Origin of the sequence: Gordonia sp. SL306 (assembly GCF_026625785.1) — a bacterium.
Classification (GTDB): domain Bacteria; phylum Actinomycetota; class Actinomycetes; order Mycobacteriales; family Mycobacteriaceae; genus Gordonia.
Genome location: NZ_CP113063.1, coordinates 72,840 through 98,498, shown reverse-complemented (window position 1 = coordinate 98,498; position 25,659 = coordinate 72,840). Strand labels below are relative to the sequence as shown.

At 66.1% G+C, this 25,659-nt stretch carries 20 protein-coding genes; 15 read left to right on the top strand and 5 right to left on the bottom strand.

Annotated elements, in window-relative coordinates:
- Nucleotides 1-29: 29 nt before the first annotated feature.
- The 7 genes from gltB to OVA31_RS00395 all read left to right on the top strand — a co-directional run bounded on the left by gltB (nt 30) and on the right by OVA31_RS00395 (nt 13,383).
- The gene (gltB, locus tag OVA31_RS00425; protein WP_267629199.1) at nt 30-4,601 is read left to right on the top strand and encodes a glutamate synthase large subunit; all 4,572 of its coding nucleotides are present in this window, start codon (nt 30-32) and stop codon (nt 4,599-4,601) included.
- Entirely contained in the window at nt 4,594-6,099 is a 1,506-nt protein-coding gene (locus OVA31_RS00420) for a glutamate synthase subunit beta (RefSeq protein ID WP_267629198.1), read from the top strand. Before gltB ends, OVA31_RS00420 begins: the two co-directional genes overlap by 8 nt.
- Before the next feature lie 174 nt (nt 6,100-6,273).
- A complete protein-coding gene (gene pyk / locus OVA31_RS00415; protein ID WP_164309484.1) occupies nt 6,274-7,707 on the top strand; it encodes a pyruvate kinase in 1,434 nt (477 codons plus the stop codon).
- Between the two features lie 108 nt (nt 7,708-7,815).
- Nucleotides 7,816-8,691 (top strand): acyl-CoA thioesterase, encoded by an 876-nt coding sequence (locus tag OVA31_RS00410; RefSeq protein WP_267629197.1) that lies wholly within the window; start codon nt 7,816-7,818, stop codon nt 8,689-8,691.
- Between the two features lie 142 nt (nt 8,692-8,833).
- Complete coding sequence (locus tag OVA31_RS00405; RefSeq protein WP_267629196.1) at nt 8,834-9,376, top strand: hypothetical protein; 543 nt, start codon at nt 8,834-8,836, stop codon at nt 9,374-9,376.
- A gap of 118 nt (nt 9,377-9,494) precedes the next feature.
- Nucleotides 9,495-11,405, top strand: a complete 1,911-nt coding sequence (locus tag OVA31_RS00400; RefSeq protein ID WP_324290160.1) for an ABC transporter ATP-binding protein/permease — start codon at nt 9,495-9,497, stop codon at nt 11,403-11,405.
- A 142-nt stretch (nt 11,406-11,547) separates the two neighbouring features.
- Complete coding sequence (locus OVA31_RS00395; RefSeq protein ID WP_267629195.1) at nt 11,548-13,383, top strand: AMP-dependent synthetase/ligase; 1,836 nt, start codon at nt 11,548-11,550, stop codon at nt 13,381-13,383.
- Here the strand turns inward: OVA31_RS00395 and OVA31_RS00390 are convergent.
- Complete coding sequence (locus tag OVA31_RS00390) at nt 13,367-14,101, bottom strand: DUF998 domain-containing protein (RefSeq protein ID WP_267629194.1); 735 nt, start codon at nt 14,099-14,101, stop codon at nt 13,367-13,369. The two genes, OVA31_RS00395 and OVA31_RS00390, sit on opposite strands and share 17 nt — an antisense overlap.
- 189 nt (nt 14,102-14,290) lie before the next feature.
- Here OVA31_RS00390 and OVA31_RS00385 point away from each other — a divergent pair, with 189 nt between their 5' ends.
- Both OVA31_RS00385 and OVA31_RS00380 read left to right on the top strand, forming a co-directional pair.
- Nucleotides 14,291-14,719, top strand: coding sequence for a DUF6325 family protein (locus OVA31_RS00385; protein WP_267629193.1), 429 nt, complete (start codon nt 14,291-14,293; stop codon nt 14,717-14,719).
- 46 nt (nt 14,720-14,765) lie between these two features.
- Nucleotides 14,766-15,062, top strand: coding sequence for an SHOCT domain-containing protein (locus OVA31_RS00380; RefSeq protein ID WP_267629192.1), 297 nt, complete (start codon nt 14,766-14,768; stop codon nt 15,060-15,062).
- A gap of 101 nt (nt 15,063-15,163) precedes the next feature.
- On the opposite strand, the gene OVA31_RS00375 is transcribed toward OVA31_RS00380, so the two are convergent.
- Nucleotides 15,164-16,804: an MFS transporter gene (locus OVA31_RS00375; protein WP_267629191.1), complete on the bottom strand. Its 1,641-nt coding sequence runs from the start codon at nt 16,802-16,804 to the stop codon at nt 15,164-15,166.
- 181 nt (nt 16,805-16,985) lie between these two features.
- Between OVA31_RS00375 and OVA31_RS00370 the strand changes: the two genes are divergently transcribed.
- The 3 genes from OVA31_RS00370 to OVA31_RS00360 are packed head-to-tail and all read left to right on the top strand — an operon-like array spanning nt 16,986 to nt 19,373.
- On the top strand, nt 16,986-17,237 hold the full coding sequence (locus tag OVA31_RS00370; RefSeq protein ID WP_267629190.1) for a BatC protein: 252 nt from the start codon (nt 16,986-16,988) through the stop codon (nt 17,235-17,237).
- Between the two features lie 10 nt (nt 17,238-17,247).
- The gene (locus OVA31_RS00365; protein ID WP_267631342.1) at nt 17,248-18,480 is read left to right on the top strand and encodes a cupin domain-containing protein; all 1,233 of its coding nucleotides are present in this window, start codon (nt 17,248-17,250) and stop codon (nt 18,478-18,480) included.
- A 47-nt stretch (nt 18,481-18,527) separates the two neighbouring features.
- The gene (locus OVA31_RS00360) at nt 18,528-19,373 is read left to right on the top strand and encodes a sucrase ferredoxin (RefSeq protein WP_267629189.1); all 846 of its coding nucleotides are present in this window, start codon (nt 18,528-18,530) and stop codon (nt 19,371-19,373) included.
- 24 nt (nt 19,374-19,397) lie between these two features.
- On the opposite strand, the gene OVA31_RS00355 is transcribed toward OVA31_RS00360, so the two are convergent.
- The 3 genes from OVA31_RS00355 to OVA31_RS00345 all read right to left on the bottom strand — a co-directional run bounded on the left by OVA31_RS00355 (nt 19,398) and on the right by OVA31_RS00345 (nt 23,522).
- Nucleotides 19,398-21,482 (bottom strand): glucose PTS transporter subunit IIA, encoded by a 2,085-nt coding sequence (locus OVA31_RS00355; protein WP_267629188.1) that lies wholly within the window; start codon nt 21,480-21,482, stop codon nt 19,398-19,400.
- 263 nt (nt 21,483-21,745) lie between these two features.
- Nucleotides 21,746-23,137, bottom strand: a complete 1,392-nt coding sequence (locus tag OVA31_RS00350) for a pyridoxal phosphate-dependent decarboxylase family protein (RefSeq protein ID WP_267629187.1) — start codon at nt 23,135-23,137, stop codon at nt 21,746-21,748.
- A 64-nt stretch (nt 23,138-23,201) separates the two neighbouring features.
- Nucleotides 23,202-23,522 carry a hypothetical protein gene (locus OVA31_RS00345; protein WP_267629186.1) on the bottom strand — a complete coding sequence of 107 codons (321 nt, stop codon included), beginning with the start codon at nt 23,520-23,522 and terminating at the stop codon, nt 23,202-23,204.
- A gap of 86 nt (nt 23,523-23,608) precedes the next feature.
- Here OVA31_RS00345 and OVA31_RS00340 point away from each other — a divergent pair, with 86 nt between their 5' ends.
- The 3 genes from OVA31_RS00340 (at nt 23,609) to mddA (ending at nt 25,656) form a co-directional block, all read left to right on the top strand.
- Nucleotides 23,609-24,019: a YchJ family protein gene (locus OVA31_RS00340; protein WP_267629185.1), complete on the top strand. Its 411-nt coding sequence runs from the start codon at nt 23,609-23,611 to the stop codon at nt 24,017-24,019.
- A gap of 90 nt (nt 24,020-24,109) precedes the next feature.
- Nucleotides 24,110-24,850, top strand: coding sequence for a hypothetical protein (locus OVA31_RS00335; RefSeq protein WP_267629184.1), 741 nt, complete (start codon nt 24,110-24,112; stop codon nt 24,848-24,850).
- Nucleotides 24,850-25,656: a methanethiol S-methyltransferase gene (gene mddA / locus OVA31_RS00330; RefSeq protein WP_267629183.1), complete on the top strand. Its 807-nt coding sequence runs from the start codon at nt 24,850-24,852 to the stop codon at nt 25,654-25,656. Before OVA31_RS00335 ends, mddA begins: the two co-directional genes overlap by 1 nt.
- Nucleotides 25,657-25,659 lie beyond the last annotated feature (3 nt).

Sequence of the window (25,659 nt, the reverse complement as noted above, 5' to 3'; positions counted from 1 at the left end):
TTCGTCACCGAGTCGAGTGGAGGTTCGAGATGTTGTTTTCCGCGCTCCCGGCCAAGCAGGGCCTGTACGACCCAGAGGCCGAAGTCGATTCGTGCGGTGTCGCGATGGTGACCGACGTCTACGGCCGACGTTCCCACTCGATCGTGGCCGACGGCTTGCTCGCGCTGGAGAACCTCGAACATCGCGGGGCCGCAGGCGCCGAGGTCAACAGCGGTGACGGTGCAGGCATCCTCATCCAGCTCCCCGACGAATTGCTCCGCGCGGTGGCGGGTTTCGACCTTCCCGCGCCGACCACGGATGGTGAGAACACCTACGCGGCCGGTATCTGCTTCCTGCCCGTCGATCCCGTCCTGCGCGAGCGCGCCATCGAACGGGTGGGTGCGTTGGCCGACGCCGAGGGAGTCACGATCCTGGGATGGCGTGAGTTGCCGGTCGATGCCGAACGCGCGGACATCGGTGAGACAGCGCTCGGCTGTATGCCCTACATGATGCAGCTCTTCGTCACTGTCGACCCGTCTGCCGGCGCGAAGCGGATCGGCGGCCTCGAACTCGATCGCGTCATCTACCCGTTCCGCAAGCAGGCCGAGCGGGTCACCCCGGAGATCGAGGAGGTGGGGACGGGCATCTACTTCCCGTCGTTGTCGAGTCGCACGATGGTCTACAAGGGCATGCTCACCACGATGCAGCTGCCGCTGTACTACGACGACCTGCGCGATGATCGGTGCCACAGCGCGATCGCCATCGTGCACTCCCGGTTCTCGACCAACACGTTCCCGTCATGGCCGCTGGCCCACCCCTTCCGATTCGTCGCCCACAACGGCGAGATCAACACCGTCCGCGGCAATCGCAACAGGATGCGCGCACGTGAGGCACTTCTCGAGACCGACCTCATCCCCGGGGACCTGAAACGAGCATTCCCGATCTGCACACCGGAGGCATCGGATTCCGCCTCGCTCGACGAAGTCCTCGAACTCTTGCACCTCGGCGGCCGCAGCGTCCCGCACGCGGTGATGATGATGGTGCCCGAGGCGTGGGAGAACGTGCCGGACATGGATCCGAAGCGGCACGCGTTCCTCCAGTTCAACGGATCGCTGATGGAGGCCTGGGACGGACCGGCCTGCGTCACCTTCACCGACGGCACCGTCGTCGGAGCCGTGCTCGACCGCAACGGGCTGCGGCCGGGACGCTGGTGGCAGACCCGCGACGGCCGCGTGATCCTCGCGTCGGAGGCCGGGGTGCTCGACGTCTCCGTCGACGACGTCATCTCGAAGGGCCGGCTCGAACCAGGGCGGATGTTCCTGGTGGACACCAAACAGGGCCGGGTCATCCCGGACGAGGAGATCAAGGGCGACCTGATCGGTGCCGAGCCCTACGACGAGTGGCTCCATGCCGGTCTGCTCGACATCGCGACCCTGCCGAACCGGCCGGTCTACAAACCGAACCACGACACCGTCGTCCGACGCCAGGTCTCGTTCGGCTACACCGAGGAGGACATGCGCGTACTCCTCACGCCGATGGCCGCGTCGGGCTACGAACCACTCGGCTCGATGGGCACCGACACCCCGGTTGCCGTGCTGTCCAAGCGGTCCCGCCTGCTCTACGACTACTTCGTCGAACTGTTCGCCCAGGTCACCAATCCGCCGCTGGACGCGATCCGCGAAGAGATCGTCACATCGATGGCGCGCGTGATGGGTCCCGAACAGAATCTCCTGAACCCCACCGCTGCGTCATGTCGCCAGATCCTGCTGCATTGGCCGGTCATCGACAACGACGACCTCGCCAAGCTCGTCCACATCAACGACGACGGCGACAATCCGGGGTTGTCGGCGAAGGTGCTGCACGGTCTCTATGAGGTGGCCGACGGCGGCACGGGTCTCGCGGCCGCCCTGGATGATCTCCGGTTGCGGGCGAGCCAGGCGATCGCCGAGGGTCACACCACGCTGGTGATCTCCGACCGGCGGACCGACCGTGATCATGCGCCGATCCCGTCGCTGCTCGCGACGTCGGCGGTGCACCATCACCTCGTCCGGACCAAGGAACGTACCAAGGTCGCGCTGGTGGTGGAGTCGGGTGACGCCCGCGAGGTACACCACATCGCCCTGCTGATCGGTTTCGGTGCGGCGGCCGTCAACCCGTACCTTGCGCTCGAGTCGATCGACGACCTGATCGCGGAGGGCGAACTCACCGGCGTCCCGTCGTCCAAGGCCAGTCGGAACTACCTCGAGGCGCTGGGCAAGGGTGTGCTCAAGGTCATGAGCAAGATGGGTATCTCGACGATCAGCTCGTACACCGGCGCGCAGGCATTCGAGGCCGTCGGACTGTCGTCGGAGGTCGTCAAGGAGTACTTCACGCGGACCGTCTCCCGGATCGAAGGTGTCGGGCTCGACGAGCTCGCGGAGGAGGTCCGGATCCGTCACCATCGGGCATTCCCGGAGAACCCGACGGAACAGGTGTATCGGCGTCTCGAAGTCGGCGGGGAGTACCAGTACCGCAGGGAGGGCGAACTGCATCTGTTCACCCCCGAGACGATCTTCTTGCTCCAGCACGCGACGAGAACCGGTCAGTCCGAGGTGTTTCAGAAGTACTCCGACGAGGTCGACAAGCTGTCCCGCGAGGGCGGCACGCTGCGTGGACTGTTCGATTTCGACCTGGCCGCACGCGATCCCATCCCGCTCGACGAGGTGGAACCGGTCGAGACGATCATGACGCGGTTCAACACGGGCGCGATGAGCTACGGGTCGATCTCGGCCGAGGCCCACGAGACCATCGCCATCGCGATGAACCGGATCGGCGGCCGCTCCAATTCCGGTGAGGGCGGCGAAGATGTCGATCGACTCTACGATCCGGAACGGCGCAGCGCGGTCAAACAGGTGGCGTCTGGCCGATTCGGGGTCACCAGTGACTACCTGATCAACGCAACCGACATCCAGATCAAGATGGCGCAAGGGGCGAAGCCCGGTGAAGGAGGTCAGCTCCCGGCCTACAAGGTGTACCCGTGGATCGCCAAGACGCGGCATTCCACACCCGGGGTCGCCCTGATCTCGCCCCCGCCGCACCACGACATCTATTCGATCGAGGATCTCGCGCAGCTGATCCACGACCTGAAGAACGCCAACTCCGATGCACGTATCCACGTGAAGCTGGTCAGTGCCGTCGGAGTCGGGACCGTGGCGACCGGCGTGTCCAAGGCGCATGCCGACGTCGTCCTGATCTCCGGCCACGACGGAGGCACCGGCGCCTCGCCGCTGACATCACTCAAACACGCAGGCACGCCCTGGGAGATCGGGCTCGCCGACGCGCAGCAGACGTTGATGCTCAACGGTTTACGCGATCGCATCACCGTGCAGTGCGACGGCGCGTTGCGGACCGGCCGCGACGTGATCATGGCGGCTCTTCTCGGTGCCGAGGAGTACGGCTTCTCGACGGCCCCGCTCATCGTCACCGGGTGCATCATGATGCGGGTCTGCCATCTCGACACCTGCCCGGTCGGCGTCGCGACGCAGAATCCTCAGCTGCGTGCGCGGTTCACCGGGCGGGCCGAGCACATCGTCAACTTCTTCCGGTTCATTGCGGAGGACGTGCGAAAGCACTTGGCGCAGCTGGGCTACCGCACGCTCGACGAGGCGATCGGACAGTCGCAGCGTCTGCACACCGCCGAGGCGGTGGCGCATTGGAAGAGCAAGGGTCTCGACCTGACGCCGATCTTCCGCACCCACGAGGACAAGGGGCCGACCCGCCGGATGCGCGGCCAGGACCACGGGCTCGATCGGGCGCTCGACCAGACCTTCATCCAGCTCGCCGAAGGTGCGCTCGAGGATGCACATCCGGTGACGCTGGAGCTGCCGGTGCGCAACGTGAACCGGACGGTCGGCACCCTGCTGGGGTCGGAGGTCACTCGCCGGTACGGAGCCGAAGGGCTCGCCGAGGACACCATCGTGGTGAAGCTGACCGGCTCGGCCGGACAATCGCTCGGGGCCTTCCTGCCGCCAGGCGTGACGATCCGGCTGTCGGGTGACACCAACGACTACGTCGGAAAAGGGTTGTGCGGCGGGAAGATCGTCGTCGCGCCCGATCCGGAAGCCTGGTTCGTCGCCGAGGACCAGGTCATCGCGGGCAACACCATCCTGTACGGCGCGACGTCGGGGGAGGTGTTCCTGCGCGGCAAGGTCGGCGAACGGTTCTCGGTACGCAACTCGGGCGCCACGGCGGTGGTCGAAGGCGTGGGCGATCACGCCTGCGAGTACATGACCGGCGGACGGGTGGTGATCCTCGGGCCCACCGGGCGCAACCTGGCCGCCGGGATGTCCGGGGGTATCGCGTTCGTCTACGACCTCGACACCGCCAAGGTGAACATGGCGATGGTGGAGTTGTTGCGCCCCGACCCCGACGACCTGCGATTCCTGCGCGACACGATCACCAAGCACACCGAGCTCACGGGTTCGGCGATCGGGGCGTCGATGCTGGCCGACTGGCCACGGCGATGCCTGGGCTTCACCAAGGTCATGCCCAGTGACTACAAGCGCGTGCTCGACGCGGCCCGGATGGCCGAGGCCGAAGGGCGCGACGTCGATTCAGCGATCATGGAGGCGGCACGTGGCTGATCCGCGCGGGTTCCTGGAGATCCCCAAGAGAGAATCGAAGTACCGTCCGATCGCCGAGCGGGTAAAGGACTGGCACGACGTCTACCACCACGGCGAGAACCCGTTGCAGGAGATGGCCGAGGTGTCCGAACAGGCCACCCGCTGCATGGACTGCGGCATCCCGTTCTGCCATTCCGGAACCGCGGGATGTCCGCTGGGAAATCTGATCCCGGAATGGAACGACCTGGTCCGCCGCGGACGATGGGACGCGGCGAGTAGTCGGCTGCACGCCACAAACAACTTTCCCGAGTTCACCGGGATGGTGTGCCCGGCGCCCTGCGAGGCGGCCTGCGTGTTGTCGATCTCGGAGGCCACCACCGGTGGCAGCGTCACCATCAAACGTGTCGAGAAGACCATCGCCTACGAATCGTGGGCGGAGGGCATCATCGGACCCGAGCCGCCCGCCGCGCGATCGGGAAAGTCGGTGGGGGTCGTGGGCTCGGGACCCGCGGGACTTGCTGCCGCACAGCAACTCACGCGAGCCGGTCACGAGGTGACCGTTTACGAGCGCGATGATCGGCTCGGCGGGCTGCTGCGCTACGGCATCCCCGAGTACAAGCTGCAGAAGTCCGACATCGATCGGCGGATCGCCCAGATGCGCGCCGAGGGAACCGAGTTCGTCACCAGCTGCGATGTCGGTACCGACATGTCGGTGGATGAGCTGCGCTCGCGTCATGATGCCGTCGTGCTGGCGATCGGCGCGATGGAGGCCCGCGACAACCCGGTGCCGGGTCGTGAGCTGAGCGGCGTGCATCTCGCGATGGAACATCTCGTACCCGCCAATCGCGAATGCGAGGGCGACGGTCCGTCGCCGATCTCTGCTGCGGGCAAGCATGTCGTCATCATCGGCGGTGGCGACACCGGTGCCGACTGCCTCGGCACCGCCCATCGCCAGGGGGCGGCATCGGTGGTGCAGCTCGACTACAACCCCGAACTGCCCAGCGACCGCGACGAGAGCCGGTCACCATGGCCCACATGGCCGTTGGTCATGCGGACATCATCGGCACACGCCGAGGGCGGCGAGCGGAAGTATCAGGTCGCCGTCCAGCGGTTCGTCGGCGACGAGGACGGAAACGTGACGACGCTGGTGCTCGCCGAAGTCGAGGTGGTCCGCGAGCCGGACGGGCGACGGGTGGTCACCCCGGTCGGCGACGAGTTCGAGATCCCGTGCGAGATGGCCCTGTTCGCCATCGGGTTCGCCGGCGTCACGCGAGGCCCGCTGCTGGCCGATCTCGAACTCGAGCCCAACGGCCGCGGTGCGCTGTCGTGCGGCAGTGACTGGCAGACCGACGCGCCCGGTGTCTTCGTGTGCGGAGACGCCCACCGCGGCGCCTCCCTCGTGGTCTGGGCGATTGCCGAGGGGCGATCGACCGCGCATGCGGTCGACGAGCTCTTGATGGGCGAGTCCGACCTGCCGTCGCCGGTGCGGCCGGCGACCCTCCCGCTGTCGGTGCGGTGACGGGACCACCGAGCAGGTCGGCAACGACCCGCAACTCGCGCGGGCAGCGTTGGTTTCATTGTGTTCGCGACCACCTCGGTCGCCGCGCTGACCTGCTCGAACTGCGGTTGTCCGGCAGGTGACCAATCCGCGCCGGGATAGAGATGGCGATCCAACGGGACTAAGGTGAACACAGTGACACGGCGAACAAAGATTGTCTGCACCCTCGGCCCGGCGACCAGCAGCGACGAGAAGCTCAAAGAGCTCGTCGAGGCCGGGATGGATGTGGCCCGGATGAACATGAGCCACGGCACCCATGACGTGCACCGCGAGGTGTACGCCAGGGTGCGAAAGGCGAGTGATGCCACTGAGAAGGCCGTCGGCATCCTCGCCGACCTGCAGGGCCCGAAGATCCGCCTGGGAAAGTTCGAGGACACCGGCGCGCCGAACGGCGAGGTGCTGTGGGCGACGGGTGAAGAAGTGCGGGTCACCGTCGACGACATCGTCGGCACCCACGATCGCGTGTCGACCACCTACAAGCACCTGGCCGCCGACGCCAAACCCGGTGACCGGCTGCTCGTCGACGACGGCAAGGTCGGCCTGGTCGCGACAGCCGTCGACGGCAACGACGTGGTGTGCACGGTGACCGAGGGCGGACCGGTCAGCAACAACAAGGGCCTGTCACTGCCGGGCGTGAACGTGTCGGTGCCCGCGATGTCCGAGAAGGACATCGCCGACCTGGAGTTCGCATTGGAACTGGGTGTCGACATGATCGCCCTGTCCTTTGTCCGTAGTCCGGCCGACATCGAGCTGGTCCACGAGGTCATGGATCGTGTGGGGCGGCGCGTGCCGGTGATCGCGAAGCTGGAGAAGCCCGAGGCCATCGACAACCTCGAGGCCATCGTGCTCGCGTTCGACGCCATCATGGTCGCCCGCGGTGACCTCGGCGTCGAGTTGCCGCTCGAAGAGGTTCCGCTGGTCCAGAAGCGGGCGATCCAGATGGCCCGGGAGAACGCCAAACCGGTCATCGTCGCAACCCAGATGCTGGACTCGATGATCGAGAACTCGCGACCCACCCGCGCCGAGGCCTCCGACGTCGCCAACGCGGTCCTCGATGGTGCCGACGCGGTGATGCTGTCCGGTGAGACCTCGGTGGGCAAGTGGCCGATCGATTCGGTGCTGACGATGGACAAGATCGCGCGTGCGGTCGAGGGTGGTTCCCGCGACGTCCCGCCGCTGTCACACGTGCCGCGTACCAAGCGCGGCATCATCTCTTACGCCGCTCGCGACATCGGTGAGCGACTGGAGGTGAAGGCGCTCGTGGCGTTCACACAGTCGGGCGACACGGTCCGCCGGCTCGCGCGTTTGCACTCGCGGCTTCCGCTGCTGGCCTTCACACCGACCCAGGAGGTGCGCAGCCAGCTGGCGCTGAGCTGGGGCACCGAGACGTTCATCGTCGATCACGTCGACACCACCGATCACATGATCGATCAGGTCGACCTGCAACTCCTGCGTATCGGGCGGCTCAAGGAAGGCGACGTGGTGGTGATCGTCGCGGGTGCTCCGCCCGGAACAGTGGGCTCCACCAACATGATTCACGTCCACCGAATCGGCGAGCAGGACCACTGACCCGGTCCCTGTCGTTGGAGTCGCATCTTCCCGTCGGTCGAGTAGACGACGAGCGCAGCGAGGAGTCGTATCGAGACCACCCTCCCCGAGGGAATAGGGTGTGCTCTCATGACCGACCAATCCGAGGATCTCGGCAAACTGCTCGCGTTGCTCGACGTCGAGCGACGCGACGACGACCTGTTCATCGGCCAGCACCCGGAGCAGAAGACGGCGCGCACGTTCGGTGGGCAGCTGCTGGCGCAGGGAGTGGTGTCGGCGGGACGCACCATCACCCGGGGGAACCCGCCGATCCACGCGCTGCATGCCCACTTCATCAGGGGTGGCGATGTCAGCAAGCCAATGGAGTACCACGTCGCACGTTTTCGCGACGGAAAGTCGTTCGCGAACCGGCAGGTGACCGCGATGCAGGACGGCTCCGAGGTGTTCACCATGCTGGTCGCCTTCCAGGACAACACGGCAGGCCTCGAGCACGCGGTGGAGATCCCGCAGGTGCCCTACCCGGAGGACCTGCCGCCGCTCGGCGAGCATTTCAAGGGCTACGAGGATCGCATCGCCACGTTCGTCAATGCGTTGCACCCCATCGACATCCGGTTCGCCAACGATCCGACCTGGAAGATGCGCGACGCCGGCGCCACCCTCACCGACAACCGGGTGTGGATGAAGACCGACGGTGCGCTGCCCGACGATCCGATCATGCACGTCGCCGCGATGTGCTACGCGTCGGACACCACGGTGCTCGACTCGATCATCACCACACACGGTCTCTCGTGGGGGATCGACCGACTCTTCGCCGCCACCGTCAACCATTCGATGTGGTTCCACCGCGAATTCCGCTTCGACGATTGGTTGCTGTACGCCACTCGGTCGCCCGTCGCGACCGGAAGTCGCGGCATGGGATCAGGGCGGTTCTGGAAGCGTGACGGCACCCTGGCGACCTCGGTCGTCCAAGAGGCTCTGATCAAGTACTTCCCGCCGAAGAACTGAGCCCAGGCCCAATCGCTGGTCGAGGGTGCGCGTCCCGACCGCCGGTCAAGGAGTTGGGTGCCCAGCGCTGGTCGAGCAGCCGACGAGCTGCCAGGCGAGTCGGCGTATCGAGACCACACCCACGTGCTGGCAGACTGATGCCATGACCTCCGCCCAGCCTCCTCGACGCGACGTGGCGCCGCAGGCGCAGGAACACCCCGGCGCCGGCCGCCCGGTTGGTCCCCACACCGGACCCGCCGAACCTCCTCAGTTCTGGCTGCGGTCGGGACCGATGCTGCCGCAGCGCACCTGGCAGCGCAGCACACGATCGCCGATCATCATCATCAGTTCACTCGCCGCCATGGCGCTGGCCGCGGTCGCCGTGGCGGCACTGCTCGTGGGCACGGTGAATCGAACATCGTTCACGGCCCGCGGTGTGGTGGTCTGTCCGACGGCCCAGGGTCAGACGCTGCGGATCGCTCCAGGTGCGCCCGTCCAGATCTACGACGAGACCGGCGATGAATTGTCGACGACCACACTCGGTCAGCGCGAGAGCGGGGATGACAATCAATGCGAGATGCCGTTCCGTGCCGGTGACGTCGCGTCGGGGCGCGACGGATATGTGGTCCGCATCGGCGACGTCCTCCAGGAGACGGTGTCCGAATCGGCGCTTTCGTCGGGAGTCGTACTGCGCCCTGTTCCCTGACCATCGGCCTTAACGGGTGGTAAGCGAAGGCGCGGGTTAGACTGCGGCGATCTCTGTGAACCCCTGGCCGGTTTCCGGGCAGGATCCACACGTGACCTTCGGATGGATGGGGGAGAGGGTGACTGACAGCATCGACTGGGGCAGCGAGGTATTGGCTTCGCTCCGGTGGATCGGCATCGTGTTCGTGATCGCTCTCGTCGGGGTGCTGGTCGTCGGCTATCTGTTGGCGCGGTTCAGCAACTGGGGTCGTCAGTACTGGCGGACCGCCGGTGGCTTCTTCACCGACTCCGACACGCGACTGCTCGCGTGGAGCCTGGTCGGGGTTCTGCTGCTGCTGGCGGTTGCCGGAGTGAGACTCACTGTCCTGTTCTCGTATCAGGGCAACGACATGTTCACGGCGCTCCAGACCGCAGCCCAGGGTCTTGCGCAGGGGAATCAAGATGCTCTGGACGCCGGAAAGTCGGCCTTCTGGAAGGCCATGTGGATCTTCGGCGTCCTCGCCGCGATCCACATCGTCCGAACCCTTATCGAGCTGTATCTGGGCAGCGCCTTCGAGATCAAGCTGCGCGAATACATGACAACGCGCAACACCACGGACTGGCTTGGTGGAAAGGCCTTCTACCGGAACAGGTTCGTCGAGGCGGCCCGTCCGCAGGGGCCGGATTCGGCGATCCAGCCCGGGGTCGACAACCCCGATCAGCGCATCGAGACAGACATCACGACGGTCGCGACGTCGAGTCGCCAGCTCGTCTTCGGGTACAACGGATCATCGACGAACGGTGTGATCCCGGCGATCATCACCATCGTGTCGTTCACGAAGATCTTGTGGGACCTGTCTGGTCCGATGTCCGTGTTCGGCGCGGAAGTGCCGCGCGCGATGGTCTGGTTCGTCTATATGTTCGTCCTGATCACCACTGTCATCGCGTTCTGGATCGGGCGACCGCTGATCCGCCTGTACTTCCTCCGAGAGCGTCTGACTGCGAACTTCCGTTATGCACTCGTCCGAGTTCGTGATGGCGCCGAGAACGTCGCCCTCTATCACGGTGAGGGCGTCGAACGTGCCGGTCTGCTCGAACGATTCGGAGCCGTGGTCGGCAACTTCTGGCAGATCGTCTTCCGGACCCTGAAGTTCACCGGCTGGAACTTCGTCGTCAATCAGTTGTCGGTGGTGTTCGCCTACATGATCCAGGCGCCGCGGTTCTTCGCAGGCACGATCACCCTCGGCGACATGAATCAGACGGCGTCGGCATTCGGCAATGTCCACGACTCGCTGTCGTTCTTCCGCGAGGCCTACGACTCGTTCGCCGATTTCCGTGCGGCACTCATCCGGCTCAACGGCCTCGAAGACGCCAACGAGGAGTCACGCGAGTTGCCGGTGCTCGCGACCACCGACCGCGACCGTGCCGTCCGACTCACCGATGTCGACATCACCACTCCGGATGGCAACGAACTCGTCCGCGACCTCAGCCTCTCTCTCGACCCGGGCGACGCCCTCGTCGTGAAAGGCCGGTCGGGTTCGGGCAAGACGACCCTGCTGCGCGGACTGGCCGGGCTCTGGCCGTTCGCCGACGGCGAGTTCGCCCGCCCGCCGGGCGACCGCACGCTGTTCCTGTCGCAGATCCCCTACATTCCGCTCGGAGATCTACGCACCGCGGTCGCCTATCCGGCCCTGCCGGACGACTTGGGGGACGACGCGATCCGGGCCGCGTTGGAGCGGGTGTTCCTCCCTCACCTCGTCGATCGCCTCGACGAGGAGGAAGACTGGTCGAAGGTGCTGTCGCCGGGGGAGCAGCAGCGCGTGGCATTCGCGCGCATCCTGCTGACCCGCCCCGAAGTGGTGTTCATGGACGAGGCGACCTCCGCCGTCGACGAAGGTCTGGAGTACTCGCTGTATTCGCTGATCCGGGCGGAACTACCCGAGACGATCCTGGTGTCCGTCAGCCACCGCAGCACCACCGATCAGCACCACACCAATGTTCTCGAGCTGACCGGCGGAGGTTCGTGGGAGGTTCGTCCGGTCGGCGCCTGATCGAGCGCCCACGGCAGAAACTGCGGCGCTGACGTCTGGGTTTTACTGTCTCATTACCAATGTGGTGGATTCTCTTCCGGCTGCGTGATCACTGGGTACTGTGATGCCGACCACACAGTCGGGCGGAACGAGGACATCTGTCATGGCGGACGCAGAGCGAATCACATTTCCTCACGAGAGCGGCACCGCGGTGGCCACCCTCCCGGAGGCCTTTCAACTGACGACGACGATGCGCCCGGACGGCGTGGCGATCCGGACCGTCGGCGGAATCCAGGAGATCACCTGGGCGCAGTACGCCGCCCGCGTCGAGGCGATCGCACGCGGGCTCGCCGCAGTCGGCGTCCGACGTGGGGACACCGTCGGCATCATGCTGACCAACCGGCCCGAGTTCCACTTGGTCGACACCGCGGCCTTGCACCTCGGGGCGATCCCGTTCTCCATCTACAACACGAGTTCGCCGGATCAGATCGAGTACCTGTTCGACAATGCCGAGAACGCCGTGGTGGTCACCGAGCAGGTCTTCCTGCCGGCGGTTCGTGCCGCCGACACCGCGGTCACGACGACGATCGTGGTGGACGGGGCCGCGAGTGGCGCGATCACGCTCGCCGAACTGGAGCAGACCGAGGCGCCGGATGACTTCGATTTCGAGGCATCGTGGCGCGCCGTGCGACCGGATGATCTGGCGACCCTCATCTACACCTCGGGTACCACCGGCCCACCGAAGGGCGTGGAGATCACCCACCGCAACATCATCGCCGAGCTCGCCGCCCTCGAGGAACACGTCGACGCGGGTTTCGACGATCGGGTCATCTCGTACCTGCCTGCTGCCCACATCGCCGACCGCGTGTCCTCGCATGCGGCGAACATGGTCCGCGGAATCCAGGTGACGACCGTTCCGGACCCGCGCGAGATCGCCGCTGCACTACCGGAGGTGCGGCCAACGTTCTTCTTCGGTGTGCCGCGGGTGTGGCAGAAGATCCGTGCGGGGATCGAGGCGAAGATGGCCGAGGAATCGAGCCCCGTGAAGAAGAACCTGGCGGCCTGGGCACTCGGGGCCGGAGCCGCCTCCGCGAAGGCGCATCTCGAGGGACGAGGCGACGGATTGGTCGGTGGCGTCCAGCACGGGCTCGCCGACAAGCTGGTGTTGCACAAGATCCGTGCCGCCATCGGGATGGACCAGGTCACGTTCGCCGGTTCCGGCGCGGCGGCGATTCCGCCCGAGGTGCTGCAGTTCTTCCTCGGTCTCGGTGTTCCGGTGTTGGAGGTCTGGGGGATGTCGGAGACCACCGGGGTGTCCACGATGACCACTGCGGAGAATCTCAAGATCGGTACCGTCGGCAAGCCGGTCGCCGGTGTGGAGACGAAACTCGCCGCTGACGGTGAGCTCCTCATCCGTGGTCCGGTGGTGATGCGCGGCTATCGCAAGGAACCGGAGAAGACCGCGGACACCATCGATGCGGACGGCTGGCTCGCGACCGGCGACATCGCCACCATCGACGACCAGGGCAACGTGACCATCGTCGATCGCAAGAAGGAACTGATCATCAACGAGGCCGGCAAGAACATGTCGCCCACGAACATCGAGAACGCGATGAAGGCGGCGTCGTCACTGATCGGACAGGTGGTGGCGATCGGGGACGGCAAGCCGTACATCGCCGCGCTCGTCGTCCTGGATCCCGACGCGGCCGCGGCACGAGCGAAGAACCTGAACATCCCGGATGCGGACGTCGCCACGCTGTCACGTCGGCGCGAGGTGATCGAGGAGGTCACCGCCGCCATCCGGGAGGGGAACGGCAAACTGTCGAGGGTCGAACAGGTCAAGCGGTTCACCATGGTGCCGGCCGCCTGGGACCCGGGTGGTGACGAATTGACGCCGACGATGAAGTTGCGGCGTAAGCCGATTGCGACGAAATACGCGGATCGAATCGGCGGGATGTACGGGGAGTCGCCGGGGAGCGACGTCATCGATCTGCGTTGACGTCACCCGTCCGACATTCGTGTGTGGCTCCTCCACGGCCGTGCCGCGCCGCGACGATCGCCCAGCCCCAGATCATCAACCACACCGTCATCCCGCCGACCTGGATGCGCTGGGCGAGACCGAGACGAAAATCGCCCGACAGGTTGTCGGCGGCCAGCATCCACACCGTCGAGACCACGACCACGAACAGCACGATGCTCCCGACCACCCGCAGTTCGGGCCACGTGCCCGACCGGTAGGCGGCGACCGTCGCCGCGATCATCGCGGTGAAGATCGAGAAGACCGCCAGCGTGCTCGTCAGGGCGTGAATGTGGTGTAACTGCGGGAGGATTCCGCTTGGCTGGCTCGGGCAGCCGGCGTCGACCCCGGGAATGCACTCGATCGGCATGAGTGCGTCGGCAATCGTCGACATCCCGAATGTGCCGAGCGCCACCACCGCGGTGATCGCCGGAAACCCGTGGAACACGGGTCGCGGCACGAGCAGTACGACGGCGGCGAGCATCGCGCAACACGCGGTGGTGATGTCGCCCGCGACGTACACCTCACGATGAGGGCGGTGGGCGGCGTCCAGTTCGCTCAGGAAACTGCGGAACGGATCGAGCGGACTGGGCCACAGGAACTCCAGAACCCAGGACGAATAGCAGACGCCGGCGAGCGCCACCAGGAGTCCCGCCGCGACGACACGCCCCGGCCGAGTTCGGGGCGCGGCGGACGTCACCCAGACAGCCTAGCGATGACCTGCCCCGATCCCGTGGTGGATCCACGTCTCACCCGGCCGGGGTGAAAATGCGGTCGAACGCAGCGGCACAGCGGCCTCTTCGCACTAGGATCGGTCGCAGGGTCGTCGTTTCCGCGCGATGCGGGAGGGGCGATCACCACCTGTCAATCGCGATGCAGCGAGGTTTTCATGACCGAAGAAGCCGCCCAAGAGCTCGGACCCATCGACTACGTCGTATTGGAATGGCCAGACAAGCAGCCGAACGGAGAGGCGATTCCCTACCTGATCGACCTGGTGGATCGCGGAGTCATCCGCATCATCGATCTCGCCTTCGTGATGAAGGACGAGGACGGCTCGATCACCCAGATCGAACTCGACCAGCTGGGCGCCGATTTCGAGGTTTTCGACGGTGTCTCCACCGATCTGATCTCGACCGACGACGTCTCCGAAGCGGCATCGGTGCTGCAGCCGGGGACCGCGGCGGCGATCATCGTGTACGAAAATGCCTGGGCTGCAGGCTTTGCTGCAGCACTGCGACGAAACGGTGGCCAGATGGTGTCCGCCGGTCGTATCCCGATGGACGAATTCCTCGAAACCCTGGACGCCGCGGAGGCCTGACGGCCCAGTTTCGGCGATCACGTCCGACCCTCAGAAGGAGATCATCATGCCCGGACTCATCCGCGCGGCCGCGCGTACCGCCGTCATCGCCGGAACTGCGACGTCGGTGAGCAACCGTGTGTCCCGCCGTCAGTCGAACCGGTGGGCGCAACAGGAATACGACAATCAGCAGCGCTATGCGCAGCCCCAACCGGTGCCGCAAGCAGCACCTCCGGCCCCGCCTGCCGCGTCGCCTGCCCCGGACACCATCGAACAGCTCAAGGAACTCGGTGCGCTCTATCAGCAAGGCATCCTGACCGAGCAGGAGTTCGCCGCTCAGAAGGCGAAGATCCTCGGCAGCTGAATCTCCAAAGACCTCACCTCTTGTCAGCGACATTGCGCGCGCAGGGTCCCGGACAAGAGGTGAGGTCTTTGCGTCTCTGGCCTGTGTCCGGCCGCGGGCCGTCAGGGATTCTCGGGTTCGGGTTCGGCGCCGACCATCGCGGTCGAACCGAGTTCCGCACCAGGTTGTCGGGGGAGGCGCTGTGCGACGACGAGACCCAGCCCGGCAAGCAGGATGGCGAGCAGGATCGAGTCCTTGATCGACTGGATCTGAGCCTCCCCGTAATGCTGCGAGAGTTGCTCGACGTCCTGGGGCGACAAGCCGTTCGCCTCGGCCGCCTCGGTGAGCTGATCTCCGGTCACGATCTCGACCCCGTCGGCGGAGAGCTCGGCGACCCGGGTCTTGCTCTGCTCGGACAGATTCGGATCGGCTTGGGCGGCATTGTTGAATCCGCTGCTGAGCGATGCGATGAGCAGCGCGCCGAGGAGGGCGACCCCGACAGACGTCCCGATGTTCTGCGCCGTGCCCTGGAGGCCGCCGGCCTCACCTCGGTCGCGGTCGCCGACCGATGACATGATGACGTTGCCGAGTTGTGAGGCGATGAACCCGAATCCGGCTCCGAAAATCGCCATCCCGATCGCGAACAACACCCCGTTGAGTTGCGGCTCGATCGTGGTCACCAGCACGGACGATCCGACGATGACGAGTATCAGACCGAGGCGGACCATACGCCGTGGCGATTGTGTCGCAGCGAGTTTCGGGCTCGCAAAGGCGGCGACCAGCATGGCGACCGACATGGGAGCCAGCTTCACACCCGTCTCGAACGCATTCTTCAGCAGAACGTACTGGAGGTAGATCGGGATCACGAAGAAGATCCCGCCGATGATCGTCTGCTGCGCGACCATCATGACGAGCCCGTTGCGCAACTGGAGTTTTCGCAGCAGGTCGGGGTGCATCAAGGGCGTCTCACCGCGCGAGATGACGTGACGTTCCCAGCGGAAGAATCCGATGAGGACGAACACCCCGGCCGCGATCATGAACGGCACCACCGAGAGCCCGAACGGCGTGATCTCCTTGCCCGCGATGGTCAATGCCCCGGATGGCCGGACGAAGCCCCAGGTGCCGGACTGCAGGAACGCCAACACGATGAGGCCAAGACCTGCAGCCGAGAGGAAAGTGCCGCCCCAATCCATCCGACGCGAGGTCGACCGGTCGGTGTCCGAGATGACCCGCACACACGCGATCACGGCCAGACACACCACTGTCTCGGCTGCGAAGACGACCCGCCACGTCAGTACCTCGGTGACCCATCCGCCTATCAGCGGGCCGGCCGCCGCACCGGCGGCGGCGATCCCACCCAATGCGCTGTACGCGGTGGCGCGGTCCTTGCCGTCGTAATTGGTTGCGGTGAGCGAGATGATCGCCGGCATCACCAACACCGCGCCGGCGCCCTCGACAAACGACCAGCCGAACAGCAGAACTCCGATGTTGGGGCTGAACGCGGTGATCAATGACCCGATGCCGTAGACGATCAGGCCGATCGAGAACACCCGACGACGTCCGAACATGTCGCCGAGTCGACCGCCGAACAGCATGAACGAACCCATCACCAGGGTGTAGAGCGTGATCGCCAACTGCACCTGGGTGATGGTCGTGTCGAGGTCGACCACGACGCTGGACACGGACACATTCATGACCGTGGTGTCGAGCACCATGATGAACTGCGCAGCGCACAGAATGATCAGGACGCGCCAGTGTTGCACCGGGCAAGATTACGCCGTCAAACACCTGCTGACGTCGGATGTCGTCCCTGGTGAGAGGAAATCATTCGGATCGGATGAGCGGCGGTCGCGGATCGATCCGCTCAATGACGGGACACTGCCGTGAGATCTCTTCATAGTGGGAGAGGAGCCCACGTACAGCTCCGACGACGAAAGGAATCCGATGGCACTCGACGACGATGACATCACCACCTCCGGAGGCGGCGAAGGTGTGGCCGACGGCGGCTCGAATCCGGACGGCCACGATGGCGGTGCCGATGGAACTGCTGGTGCCGGTGAGGGACCGGCCGACGGCGGCTCGAATCCGGATGGCCACGATGGCGGTGCCGATGGAACCGCTGGTGCCGGTGAGGGACCGGCCGACGGCGGCACGAATCCGGACGGCCACGACGGCGGTGCCGACGGAACCGCCTGACCGGCGCACCATGCTCAGTCGCTGTATCTCGGTCGATCCCGCGACATTCGGGCGCGAATACTGGGGCAGGCGGCCGCTGCTCAGCCGTTCGGACTCGCTGCCCAGCGATTTCGGTGATCTGCTGTCGGCATCGGATGTCGACGAACTGATCTCCCAACGCGGCCTTAGGGCACCGTTCATCCGGATGGCCAGGGACGGTGGCCTCGTCGGTCGCGACTGCTACACGGGGCCGGCCGGGTTCGGTGCGGAGATGCCCGACCAGGTCGATTCCGCGCAGGTGCTCGCCCAGTTCGCGGCCGGTGCGACGATCGTGCTGCAGGGGCTGCACCGACTGTGGCCGCCGGTGATCGACTTCGGACGGGCCATGGTCGACGACCTCGGCCATCCGGTGCAGGCCAACGCGTACGTCACGCCGGCGAGCAACCGTGGTTTCGACGCGCACTACGACGTCCACGACGTGTTCATCCTGCAAACCGGCGGGCGCAAGCGATGGACGGTCCATGAGCCGGTGCACCGGGATCCGCTCGCCTCACAGCCGTGGACCGATCATCGCGCGGCCATCGAGGCGCGGACGACTGACGACCCGGTCATCGACACGGTGCTGACCCCGGGTGACGTGCTGTACCTGCCCCGTGGGTGGATTCACTCCGCGCAGGCACAGGCTGAGACGTCGATTCATCTCACCATCGGGGTGTCCGCGACCACCGTCGTCGACCTGGCACGGGCGGTCGTCGACGAACTCGGTCACATCGAGGAGTTCCGCTCCTCGCTACCGATGGCCATCGACCTGACCGACCCCGACGAGACCGAGGCGATGGCGGCGAAGACGATGGCGGCCCTCGTCGCCGTGCTGCGGGACCGGAGCGCCGATCTCGGTGCCGCCACCGCCACGCGATTGCGCGCGCGGTTCGCCGAACAGACTCGACCGGTCTCGGTGCGACCGTTGCGCACGGCCGGCATCATCGCCGACCTGGACGCCGCGACGCCGGTGTGCTGGCGGCACGGGCTGGTGGGATCGGTGTCGCGGGCAGGGGAGCGTGTCGAGCTGCGACTGCACGGCCGGACGATCGGTTTTCCCGGGTACTGCGCTGACGCCCTGTACACGGTGGCCCGCGGAGACGTGGTGCACGCGGACGCACTGCCCGGACTCGATACCGCCGACGGCCTCGTCCTGATACGGCGGCTGCTGCGCGAGGCCGTTGTGGTTCCCGCCGAGCCGCCGACACCCGGGGCGACGGTGTGACGGGTGGTCTCCCGTGCAGCGATCAGTCGCTGGAGCGCGGTGACCCGATGTACGGCACGGCCTCGGCCGGATTCTCCTGGCTGCTCCTGGAGCTCTCAGGCCCATGGGGACCGTCGGTGTTCCTCAACTCACCCAAGATCATCGATCCCGCACTCGGCCGATCCATCGTTCGTCGAGTGGAGGCGACCGGGATGCGCATAGTCGCCATTCGCCGACCGGGCAAGCGTGCCCCGACGCCGCGCTGGCGGTGGTTCGTCGTGCACTCGAATCCGGGCGAGGAGTCGATCCGTCATGGAGAGGTCGACGACCCGACGGGCTATCTGGATCTCGCGTTGGACGGCTCCGACGGCACATCGTCACCGGACCCGGTGATCGCGATCTGCGCCCACGGCAAACACGACCAGTGCTGCGCGGTGCGCGGCCGGGCGGCGACCACCGCCATCGCCACCGAGTTCCCCGAATGGACCTGGGAATGTTCACATCTGGGCGGTGATCGATTCGCTGCGACGATGCTCGTGCTACCGCACGGCCTGAGCTACGGGCGGGTCGATTCGAGCGACGACCCCGCTGCCCTCATCCGGTTGTACAACGCGGGGAGACTGGATGATGCACACCTGCGGGGACGGACCTCGTTGCCGCATCCGGTGCAGGCGGCCCAGCATTTCGTGCGGCAGGAGACCGGCGAGGACCGGATCGACGCGCTGGCACCGCTGGACGTACAGCGAGGCGATCACCGGATCCGCGTCGTACTCGACGGCCACGACGGCCCGGTCGAGGTGATCCTCGCCGAGCAGATGTCCGACCCGCTGCTGTCGACGTGTGGTTCGCAGGTGTCGGGCCGGGTGCGTCAGTTCGTCCTCGTGTCGATGAACGTCCTCCGGCCCGGTCCCTGACGAGCCGGCGTGACCAAGGGGCCATCACGTCGCGGGTTTCGCCTCGACGGCGATGACCGGGGTTCCCACCGTCGTCTCACCCTCGGCGATCTGCTCGACCGAGGCGAACTTCTTCGTGTTCATCACGACCACCGGTGTTATCAGCGGATATCCTGCGGCCTCGATGACCTTGCGATCGAAGGTGACCAACGGGGTCCCGACCTCCACCTTCTGACCGGCCTTGACCTTGACGTCGAAGCCTTCGCCCTTCAGTTGGACGGTGTCGATGCCGATGTGGATCAACAGTTCGATGCCGCCGTCGAGGACCATACCGAGGGCGTGGCCGGTCGGCTGTGCCGCCACGATCGTCGCGACCGCCGGGGCGTAGACGGTGTCGCCGGACGGCACGATTGCCACGCCGCCACCCATCGTGCCTTTCGCGAACACCGGATCCGGGACCTCGCTCAGCGGCACCACGGTGCCGTCGAGCGGGGACGGAATCTTCGTGATCGCGCCACGAACCGTGCCCGTGGTGGTCGGGGCCTCGGCGACCGCGACCCCACCGGCCGTCGCCGAGGTGGTCTCCGCATCCGCCAGGGCGGCCGCCGTCGCGACCCCGTGTGCCGAATCGTCCAAGGGGATCGGGCCAGGGGATTCCAATCCGGCATCCCGCGCGGCCTCGAACTCGGCTTGCTGTTCGGGTGTGCGGTAGCCGGACAGGACCACCAGGACCATCGCCGTGAAGAATGCTGCGGCCACCGCGATCGAGTACAGGATGACACTGTCGAACGCCGGGATGGTCAGCAGCGAGGTGAAGACGAACGCGTTCGTGGTGACGCCACCGCCGATGCCGATGATGAGGCCGCCGACGAAGCAGCCCACGAGCATTCGTGGATAGATCCGTTTGAATCGGAGGTGGATGCCGTACAGGGATGGCTCCGAGATGCCGCCGAGCAGACCGGCGGCGAGAGCGCCGGTCGCGGTTTGTCGCATCTGTGCGTCGCGTTCGCGCCAGGCGATGAGAAGGACGCCTGCGGTGGCACCGAAACAGGCGAAGTTCCATGCGCCCATCGGGCCTTGGATGAAGTCGTACCCGAGGGTCTGGATGTTGAGGAGCATGATCGCGTTGATCGGCCAGTGCAGCCCCAACGGCACCATGAACGGGTACGCGAGCGGGATCACGATCGCGAAGATGAAGGGCGAGAAGTCGTTGATGGACTTGAGGATGTCGGCCAGGCCGGCGCCGACGTAGACGCCGATGGGGCCGATGAGGAACGCCGTCAACGGGATCATGATCAGCATCGCCAGGAACGGCACGAAGATCAGTTGGACGTTCTCCGGGATGACCTTCTTGAGCAATTTGTACAGTGGTCCGAGGACGGCGGCCATCAGCAGCGGCGGGAACACCTGCGAGCTGTAGTCGAAGACCGTCAGCGGAACGCCGAAGATGTCGATCGTCTGGACGTCGAATCCGAAAATGGTGTGCTGTTGGGCGTTCTCGCCGAAGCTCGTATAGGTCGGCAGCATCAGGACGGCCATGATCGCGAACCCCACCCACGGGTCGGCGTCGAGCTTCTTCGAGGCGTTGTACGCGATCATCAGCGGCAGGAAGACGAACACACACTGCCAGCAGAGGTTGACGAACTGCCACGACGGCGACAGTTCGGTTCGCGGATCGGCCCAGTTGCCGATCACTCCGAGCGTGCTCATCAGGGACATGAACGTGATGAACAGTGAGGCGCCGAGCAGAGCCCCGAGGATCGGTCGGAACGAGTCGGAGAGGTACTCGAAAAGAGAGTCGAGCCAGGCGGACTTGCCTCGCGGTCCCTTGGCGCGCTCCGCGGCCTTGATGGCGGCCGCGTCCACAGGGGCGCCACCGCCACCCATCCCGGGCAGCGCCATGATCTCGTTGTAGACGGTCTGTACACCGCCGCCGATGACCACCTGGTAGCGGTCACCGCCCTGCGGGACGGCCCCCATCACACCGTCGATCGCCTCGAGCGCGGACTGTTCGACTCCCGACGCATCGTGGAGCTGGAACCGCAACCGGGTGGCGCAGTGGGTGAGACTCTCGATGTTGCCGGGTCCACCGACACCCTGGACGATCTGGTTCGCCGAGTTCGTAGACATGACTCTCCCTTGAGAATGCCCGTACCTGGGTTCGACCATTGAGTTGTTGCCCCAAGCCCGTCACGACGAGGTCGACAGGTGCCCGGCGTCTGGCGATGCTATATCGATCGACGACGCGGGCGCGGAGAGATGACAAAGGCGGTAGCCAACCGTGACGCGACGCCCTTCCCGGCGAGTGGTCGCGCGCTCATCCCGCTGCCCTTCCCGCTGATCGAGTAGCCACGTGCGAGCGTAGCGAGCCCGGGGCGTATCGAGATCCGCACTCACCGCGAACGCGCGAGCTCCGCGGTGAGAAGCTCGACGAGTTCGTCGATGTGCTCCCGTCGCGTGCGCCACGACGACACCGAGATGCGAAATGCCGGTTCGCCCTGCCACACTGTCGGGCCGAACCACACCCGTCCACTCTGTTGCAGTTGCTCCCGGACAGTCTGGGTCCGGTCCGGGGTGTCGGCCCGGACCAGGACCTGATTCAGCACGCATCGGTTGAGCACCGTGAAGCCGTTGGCGCGCAGTCCTTCCGCGGCATGCCCCGCCAGGGCGACGCAGCGGTCGACCAGCTCCTCGACACCACCGGCGCCCAGTGTGCGCAATACGGCCCAGATCGGTATCCCACGCGCTCGACGCGAGAACTCGAGCGTCAGGTTCTTCTGCGCATCTGGCGGGCCGGCCAGATATACGGCATCGGAGTTCATCGCCGACGACAACGCGTCGGCGTCCCGGACGATCACCATGGCGCTGTCGTACGGCGTGTTGAGCCACTTGTGCCCGTCGGTCGTCCAACTGTCGGCGGCGTCGATCCCGGTGGTGAGAACTCGATGCGTCCCCGACGCCCGTGCCCACAGTCCGAACGCGCCGTCGACGTGGACCCAGGCACCTGCCCGGCGCGCCGCGGGGATGATGTCGGCGAACGGATCGAACTCGCCGGTGTTCACCTCCCCGGCCTGCAGGATCACGAGGGTCATGTCGTCCAGATCGGGCACCGCCGCCGCGGTGACTCGCCCGTACTCGTCGACCGGTGCTCGCTCGATGTTCTCGAGCCCGAATCCGAGGATGCGCAGCGCCCGGACGACGGTGATATGGGCCAACTCGCCAATGACGACCCGGACGGTCGGTGCACCGTGCAAACCGCGCTGATCGACGTCCCATCCGTGCCGGAGCAGGAGCGCCCGCCGCGCCGCGGTTATTGCGGTGACGGCGCCTGCGGTGGCGCTGGTGGTGAAGCCGACGGCCGACGAGCGCGGTAGATCAAGTGCATCGAGTACCCATCGGCCCGCCTGCTTCTCCAGGACGTGCGCGGCGGGGGAGTTGTCGAACGACGACGCGCACTGGTCCCATGCGAGAGCGATGCGTTCTGCCGCTGCGGCCACCGGGAGTGTCGACCCGACGACGAACCCGAAGTAGCGCGGATCGTTGGAGGCGACAACGCAGTCACCGGCCACCTCGTCGAGCATCGCGATCGTCTCGCCTGCCGGCCTGCCCGCTGCGGTGAGCGGCTCGTCGAGACGGCTCAATCCGGCCAGCGACTCTGCGGACGGGAAGACGCGGCGAGCCGACGATCCGATACCGGCGGTCCATGTCCGCGCACGCCGGTCGGCATCTGCGAGCAGGACCAGCTCGTCGTCGGTGGGCTCGGGGTCGGTGGCGTTGCCGGACACGAATCAGAAGCTACTCGACCCCGGCAATCAGTACGGCGGTTCAGCGTCGACCGGTTCGGTCGGGTCAGGCGATCAGTCGGTCGGCGGATCGGACGTCGGACAGCAGGCCGCTCGGGTCGACGATCATGATGACCGGCCCGACGATGTCGATGGCGCGCTCGATGACCGCGGCGACCTGGTCGGGATCCGACGGATCGGAGACGACGGCCCACACGCGATCGCGTACGGCGGCATCGACAAACGGGACGACATCGTGCGACGACGGGCCCGTCAGAACGACGTTGCGCCCCGATCGGAGGACCTGGTGAACGATGGCGTGTGCGCGGGTACTGCCGTCCATGACGACGAGAACTGTGTCGGTCGAGGTGTTTTCGGTGGTGATCATGATGTCATCACACCGTTCGGTGCTGCGGTCGGCGTGTGCGCACGCTGTCAATCCGCTGTCGACGGTTTCGAGGGCCTAGGCTCACGATGGTGAGCATTTCGAGGAACGTCCGGTCGGGAAGCGAGCGGTGCCCGTGTCTGTCGGGCCTGACCCTCGACGAATGCTGCGGTCCGATCCTTGCCGGCGAGCGGCAGGCCGGAACCGCCGAGGCGCTGATGCGGTCACGGTTCACGGCGTTCGCGGTCGGCGACCGCGATCACCTGCTGGCGAGCTGGCATCCGCGCACGCGGCCCCGCATCCTCGACCTCGACGGCACCTTGCAGTGGTACCGACTCGACATCGAATCGACTACTGGTGGAACGCCGTTCGACACCACCGGCGAGGTGGTGTTCACCGCGCACCATCGGCAGGGCGGGATCCGCGGCTCACTTCACGAGCGCAGCCGGTTCGAACGTCTCGACGGGCAGTGGGTGTACGTCGACGGAGTTGTCTCCTAGGGAATTCGGCTCATGCGTCTGCGCTCCTGATCTGCATCTGAGGCATTTGCCCCACGCGCCGACGGCGGGGTGCGGCACAAACTGAACCCCATGAGCACCCACACTCCTCACGAGGCGGTCACCGCCCTGCGCGCACGTCCCGAACTGCCGGGTGGAACCGACGAACGGTTCGCCGGTTACGGCATCATGGGGATGCCCTTCGCATCAGGCCACTATCTCGCGCTGCGCGAGATGGTCGCCAGTTCGCTCGGCGCTCCCTACCGGACGATCTGGCACCGAGACCCGCAGGGCAGGTGGACAATCCACACGACAACCGATCCGGAGGCGAGCTGTCCCCGCTACTTCGGCGCGGCCGCGGACGTTCGGCGGGTTCCCTCCATCGACATCGCCTGGACCGGCGAGTCCGATGTCGAGGTGACTCTCGGCGACGCCCTGCACTGGCGGATCGGTCTGGCGTCGTCTCCTGCCACGAGGATCTTGACCGCGATGGGTGCCATGATGCCCCTGCGGGCACTGACCAGCCCGTCGGTCTTGACTGCCATGGGTCCGATGGCAGGGGCCGTGCTGGGCGCCGGCCGCATGCGATTGTGTGGCCGGACGCCGAACGGGCATCGGTTCCGGGCCACCCCGCTTCAGGTCTGGCGGGTGGCGACCGCCGAGGCCACCCATCGGGGGCAGGATCTCGGCGCCCCCGGCCCGCTCGACGTCCAGGCGGCCCTCGGGGATTTCTGGTTACCCCAGCGCGGGTTGTTCTTTGTCGGACAGGCGAGTTTCACATCGCCGATCCCCTCGGCTGACGACGTGGTCGCGGCCCGATCGGAGATGGCGTGATGACGACGACGATGCGTCGCCGGGCCCCCGGGGCCGGCGCGTTTGCCGCGCGGATCGCCGCCGTCGGATACGGCGCAACCGCGTATGTCCTTTTCCTGCTGGTGTTCTCCTGGGCCATCGCTTTCGTCGAGGACATCCGCATGTCGATCGGCGACACTGATCTCGTTCCCCGGACCATCGATCGTGGCGGCCCGACCGTCCCAGCGGAGATCGCGCTGCTGGTGAATGTCTTGTTGCTGACGCTCTTCGCCGCGCAGCACAGCGTGATGGCCCGCGCAGGCTTCAAACGGTGGTGGACGCGCATCGTGCCGGCCACGGTAGAGCGCAGCACCTATGTGCTCGCCGCCTCGTTGTGCCTCGCCGCACTGATGTGGTGGTGGTGTCCGATGACGGCCGAGCTCTGGGACGTGTCCGGAACGCGATTGTCGAGCGTCCTGGTCGCGGTGTCGCTGGCGGGTTGGCTACTCGTCTTGGCGTCGACAATCCTCATCGACCACTTCGATCTCTTCGGACTGCGGCAGGTGATCGCCGATGCGCGAGGTCGTCCGGCGCCGACGTACCGGTTCGTCACACCGCTCTGGTACGGAATAGTGCGCCATCCCATCTATCTCGGCTTCCTCATCGCGTTCTGGGTGGCACCGACGATGACCGTCGGACACCTCGTCTTCGCCATCGCGACCACCGGATTCGTCCTCCTCGGTATCCAGTTGGAGGAGCGGGACCTGGTCCGCGCGTTCGGTGCCGATTACCTGGCGTACCGCAAGCGGGTGCCCATGCTCCTCCCCGGCCTGCGTCACCGTGCCTGATCG

Bases quoted from the DNA above. Each gene is read 5' to 3' on its own strand.
- OVA31_RS00335 (WP_267629184.1), top strand. From the start codon at position 24,110: ATGAGCACCCACACTCCTCACGAGGCGGTCACCGCCCTGCGCGCACGT.
- OVA31_RS00395 (WP_267629195.1), top strand. From the start codon at position 11,548: ATGGCGGACGCAGAGCGAATCACATTTCCTCACGAGAGCGGCACCGCG.
- OVA31_RS00410 (WP_267629197.1), top strand. From the start codon at position 7,816: ATGACCGACCAATCCGAGGATCTCGGCAAACTGCTCGCGTTGCTCGAC.
- OVA31_RS00345 (WP_267629186.1), bottom strand. From the start codon at position 23,522: ATGATCACCACCGAAAACACCTCGACCGACACAGTTCTCGTCGTCATG.
- OVA31_RS00405 (WP_267629196.1), top strand. From the start codon at position 8,834: ATGACCTCCGCCCAGCCTCCTCGACGCGACGTGGCGCCGCAGGCGCAG.
- gltB (WP_267629199.1), top strand. From the start codon at position 30: ATGTTGTTTTCCGCGCTCCCGGCCAAGCAGGGCCTGTACGACCCAGAG.
- OVA31_RS00380 (WP_267629192.1), top strand. From the start codon at position 14,766: ATGCCCGGACTCATCCGCGCGGCCGCGCGTACCGCCGTCATCGCCGGA.
- mddA (WP_267629183.1), top strand. From the start codon at position 24,850: ATGACGACGACGATGCGTCGCCGGGCCCCCGGGGCCGGCGCGTTTGCC.
- OVA31_RS00365 (WP_267631342.1), top strand. From the start codon at position 17,248: ATGCTCAGTCGCTGTATCTCGGTCGATCCCGCGACATTCGGGCGCGAA.
- OVA31_RS00360 (WP_267629189.1), top strand. From the start codon at position 18,528: ATGTACGGCACGGCCTCGGCCGGATTCTCCTGGCTGCTCCTGGAGCTC.
- OVA31_RS00355 (WP_267629188.1), bottom strand. From the start codon at position 21,482: ATGTCTACGAACTCGGCGAACCAGATCGTCCAGGGTGTCGGTGGACCC.
- OVA31_RS00340 (WP_267629185.1), top strand. From the start codon at position 23,609: ATGGTGAGCATTTCGAGGAACGTCCGGTCGGGAAGCGAGCGGTGCCCG.
- OVA31_RS00370 (WP_267629190.1), top strand. From the start codon at position 16,986: ATGGCACTCGACGACGATGACATCACCACCTCCGGAGGCGGCGAAGGT.
- OVA31_RS00385 (WP_267629193.1), top strand. From the start codon at position 14,291: ATGACCGAAGAAGCCGCCCAAGAGCTCGGACCCATCGACTACGTCGTA.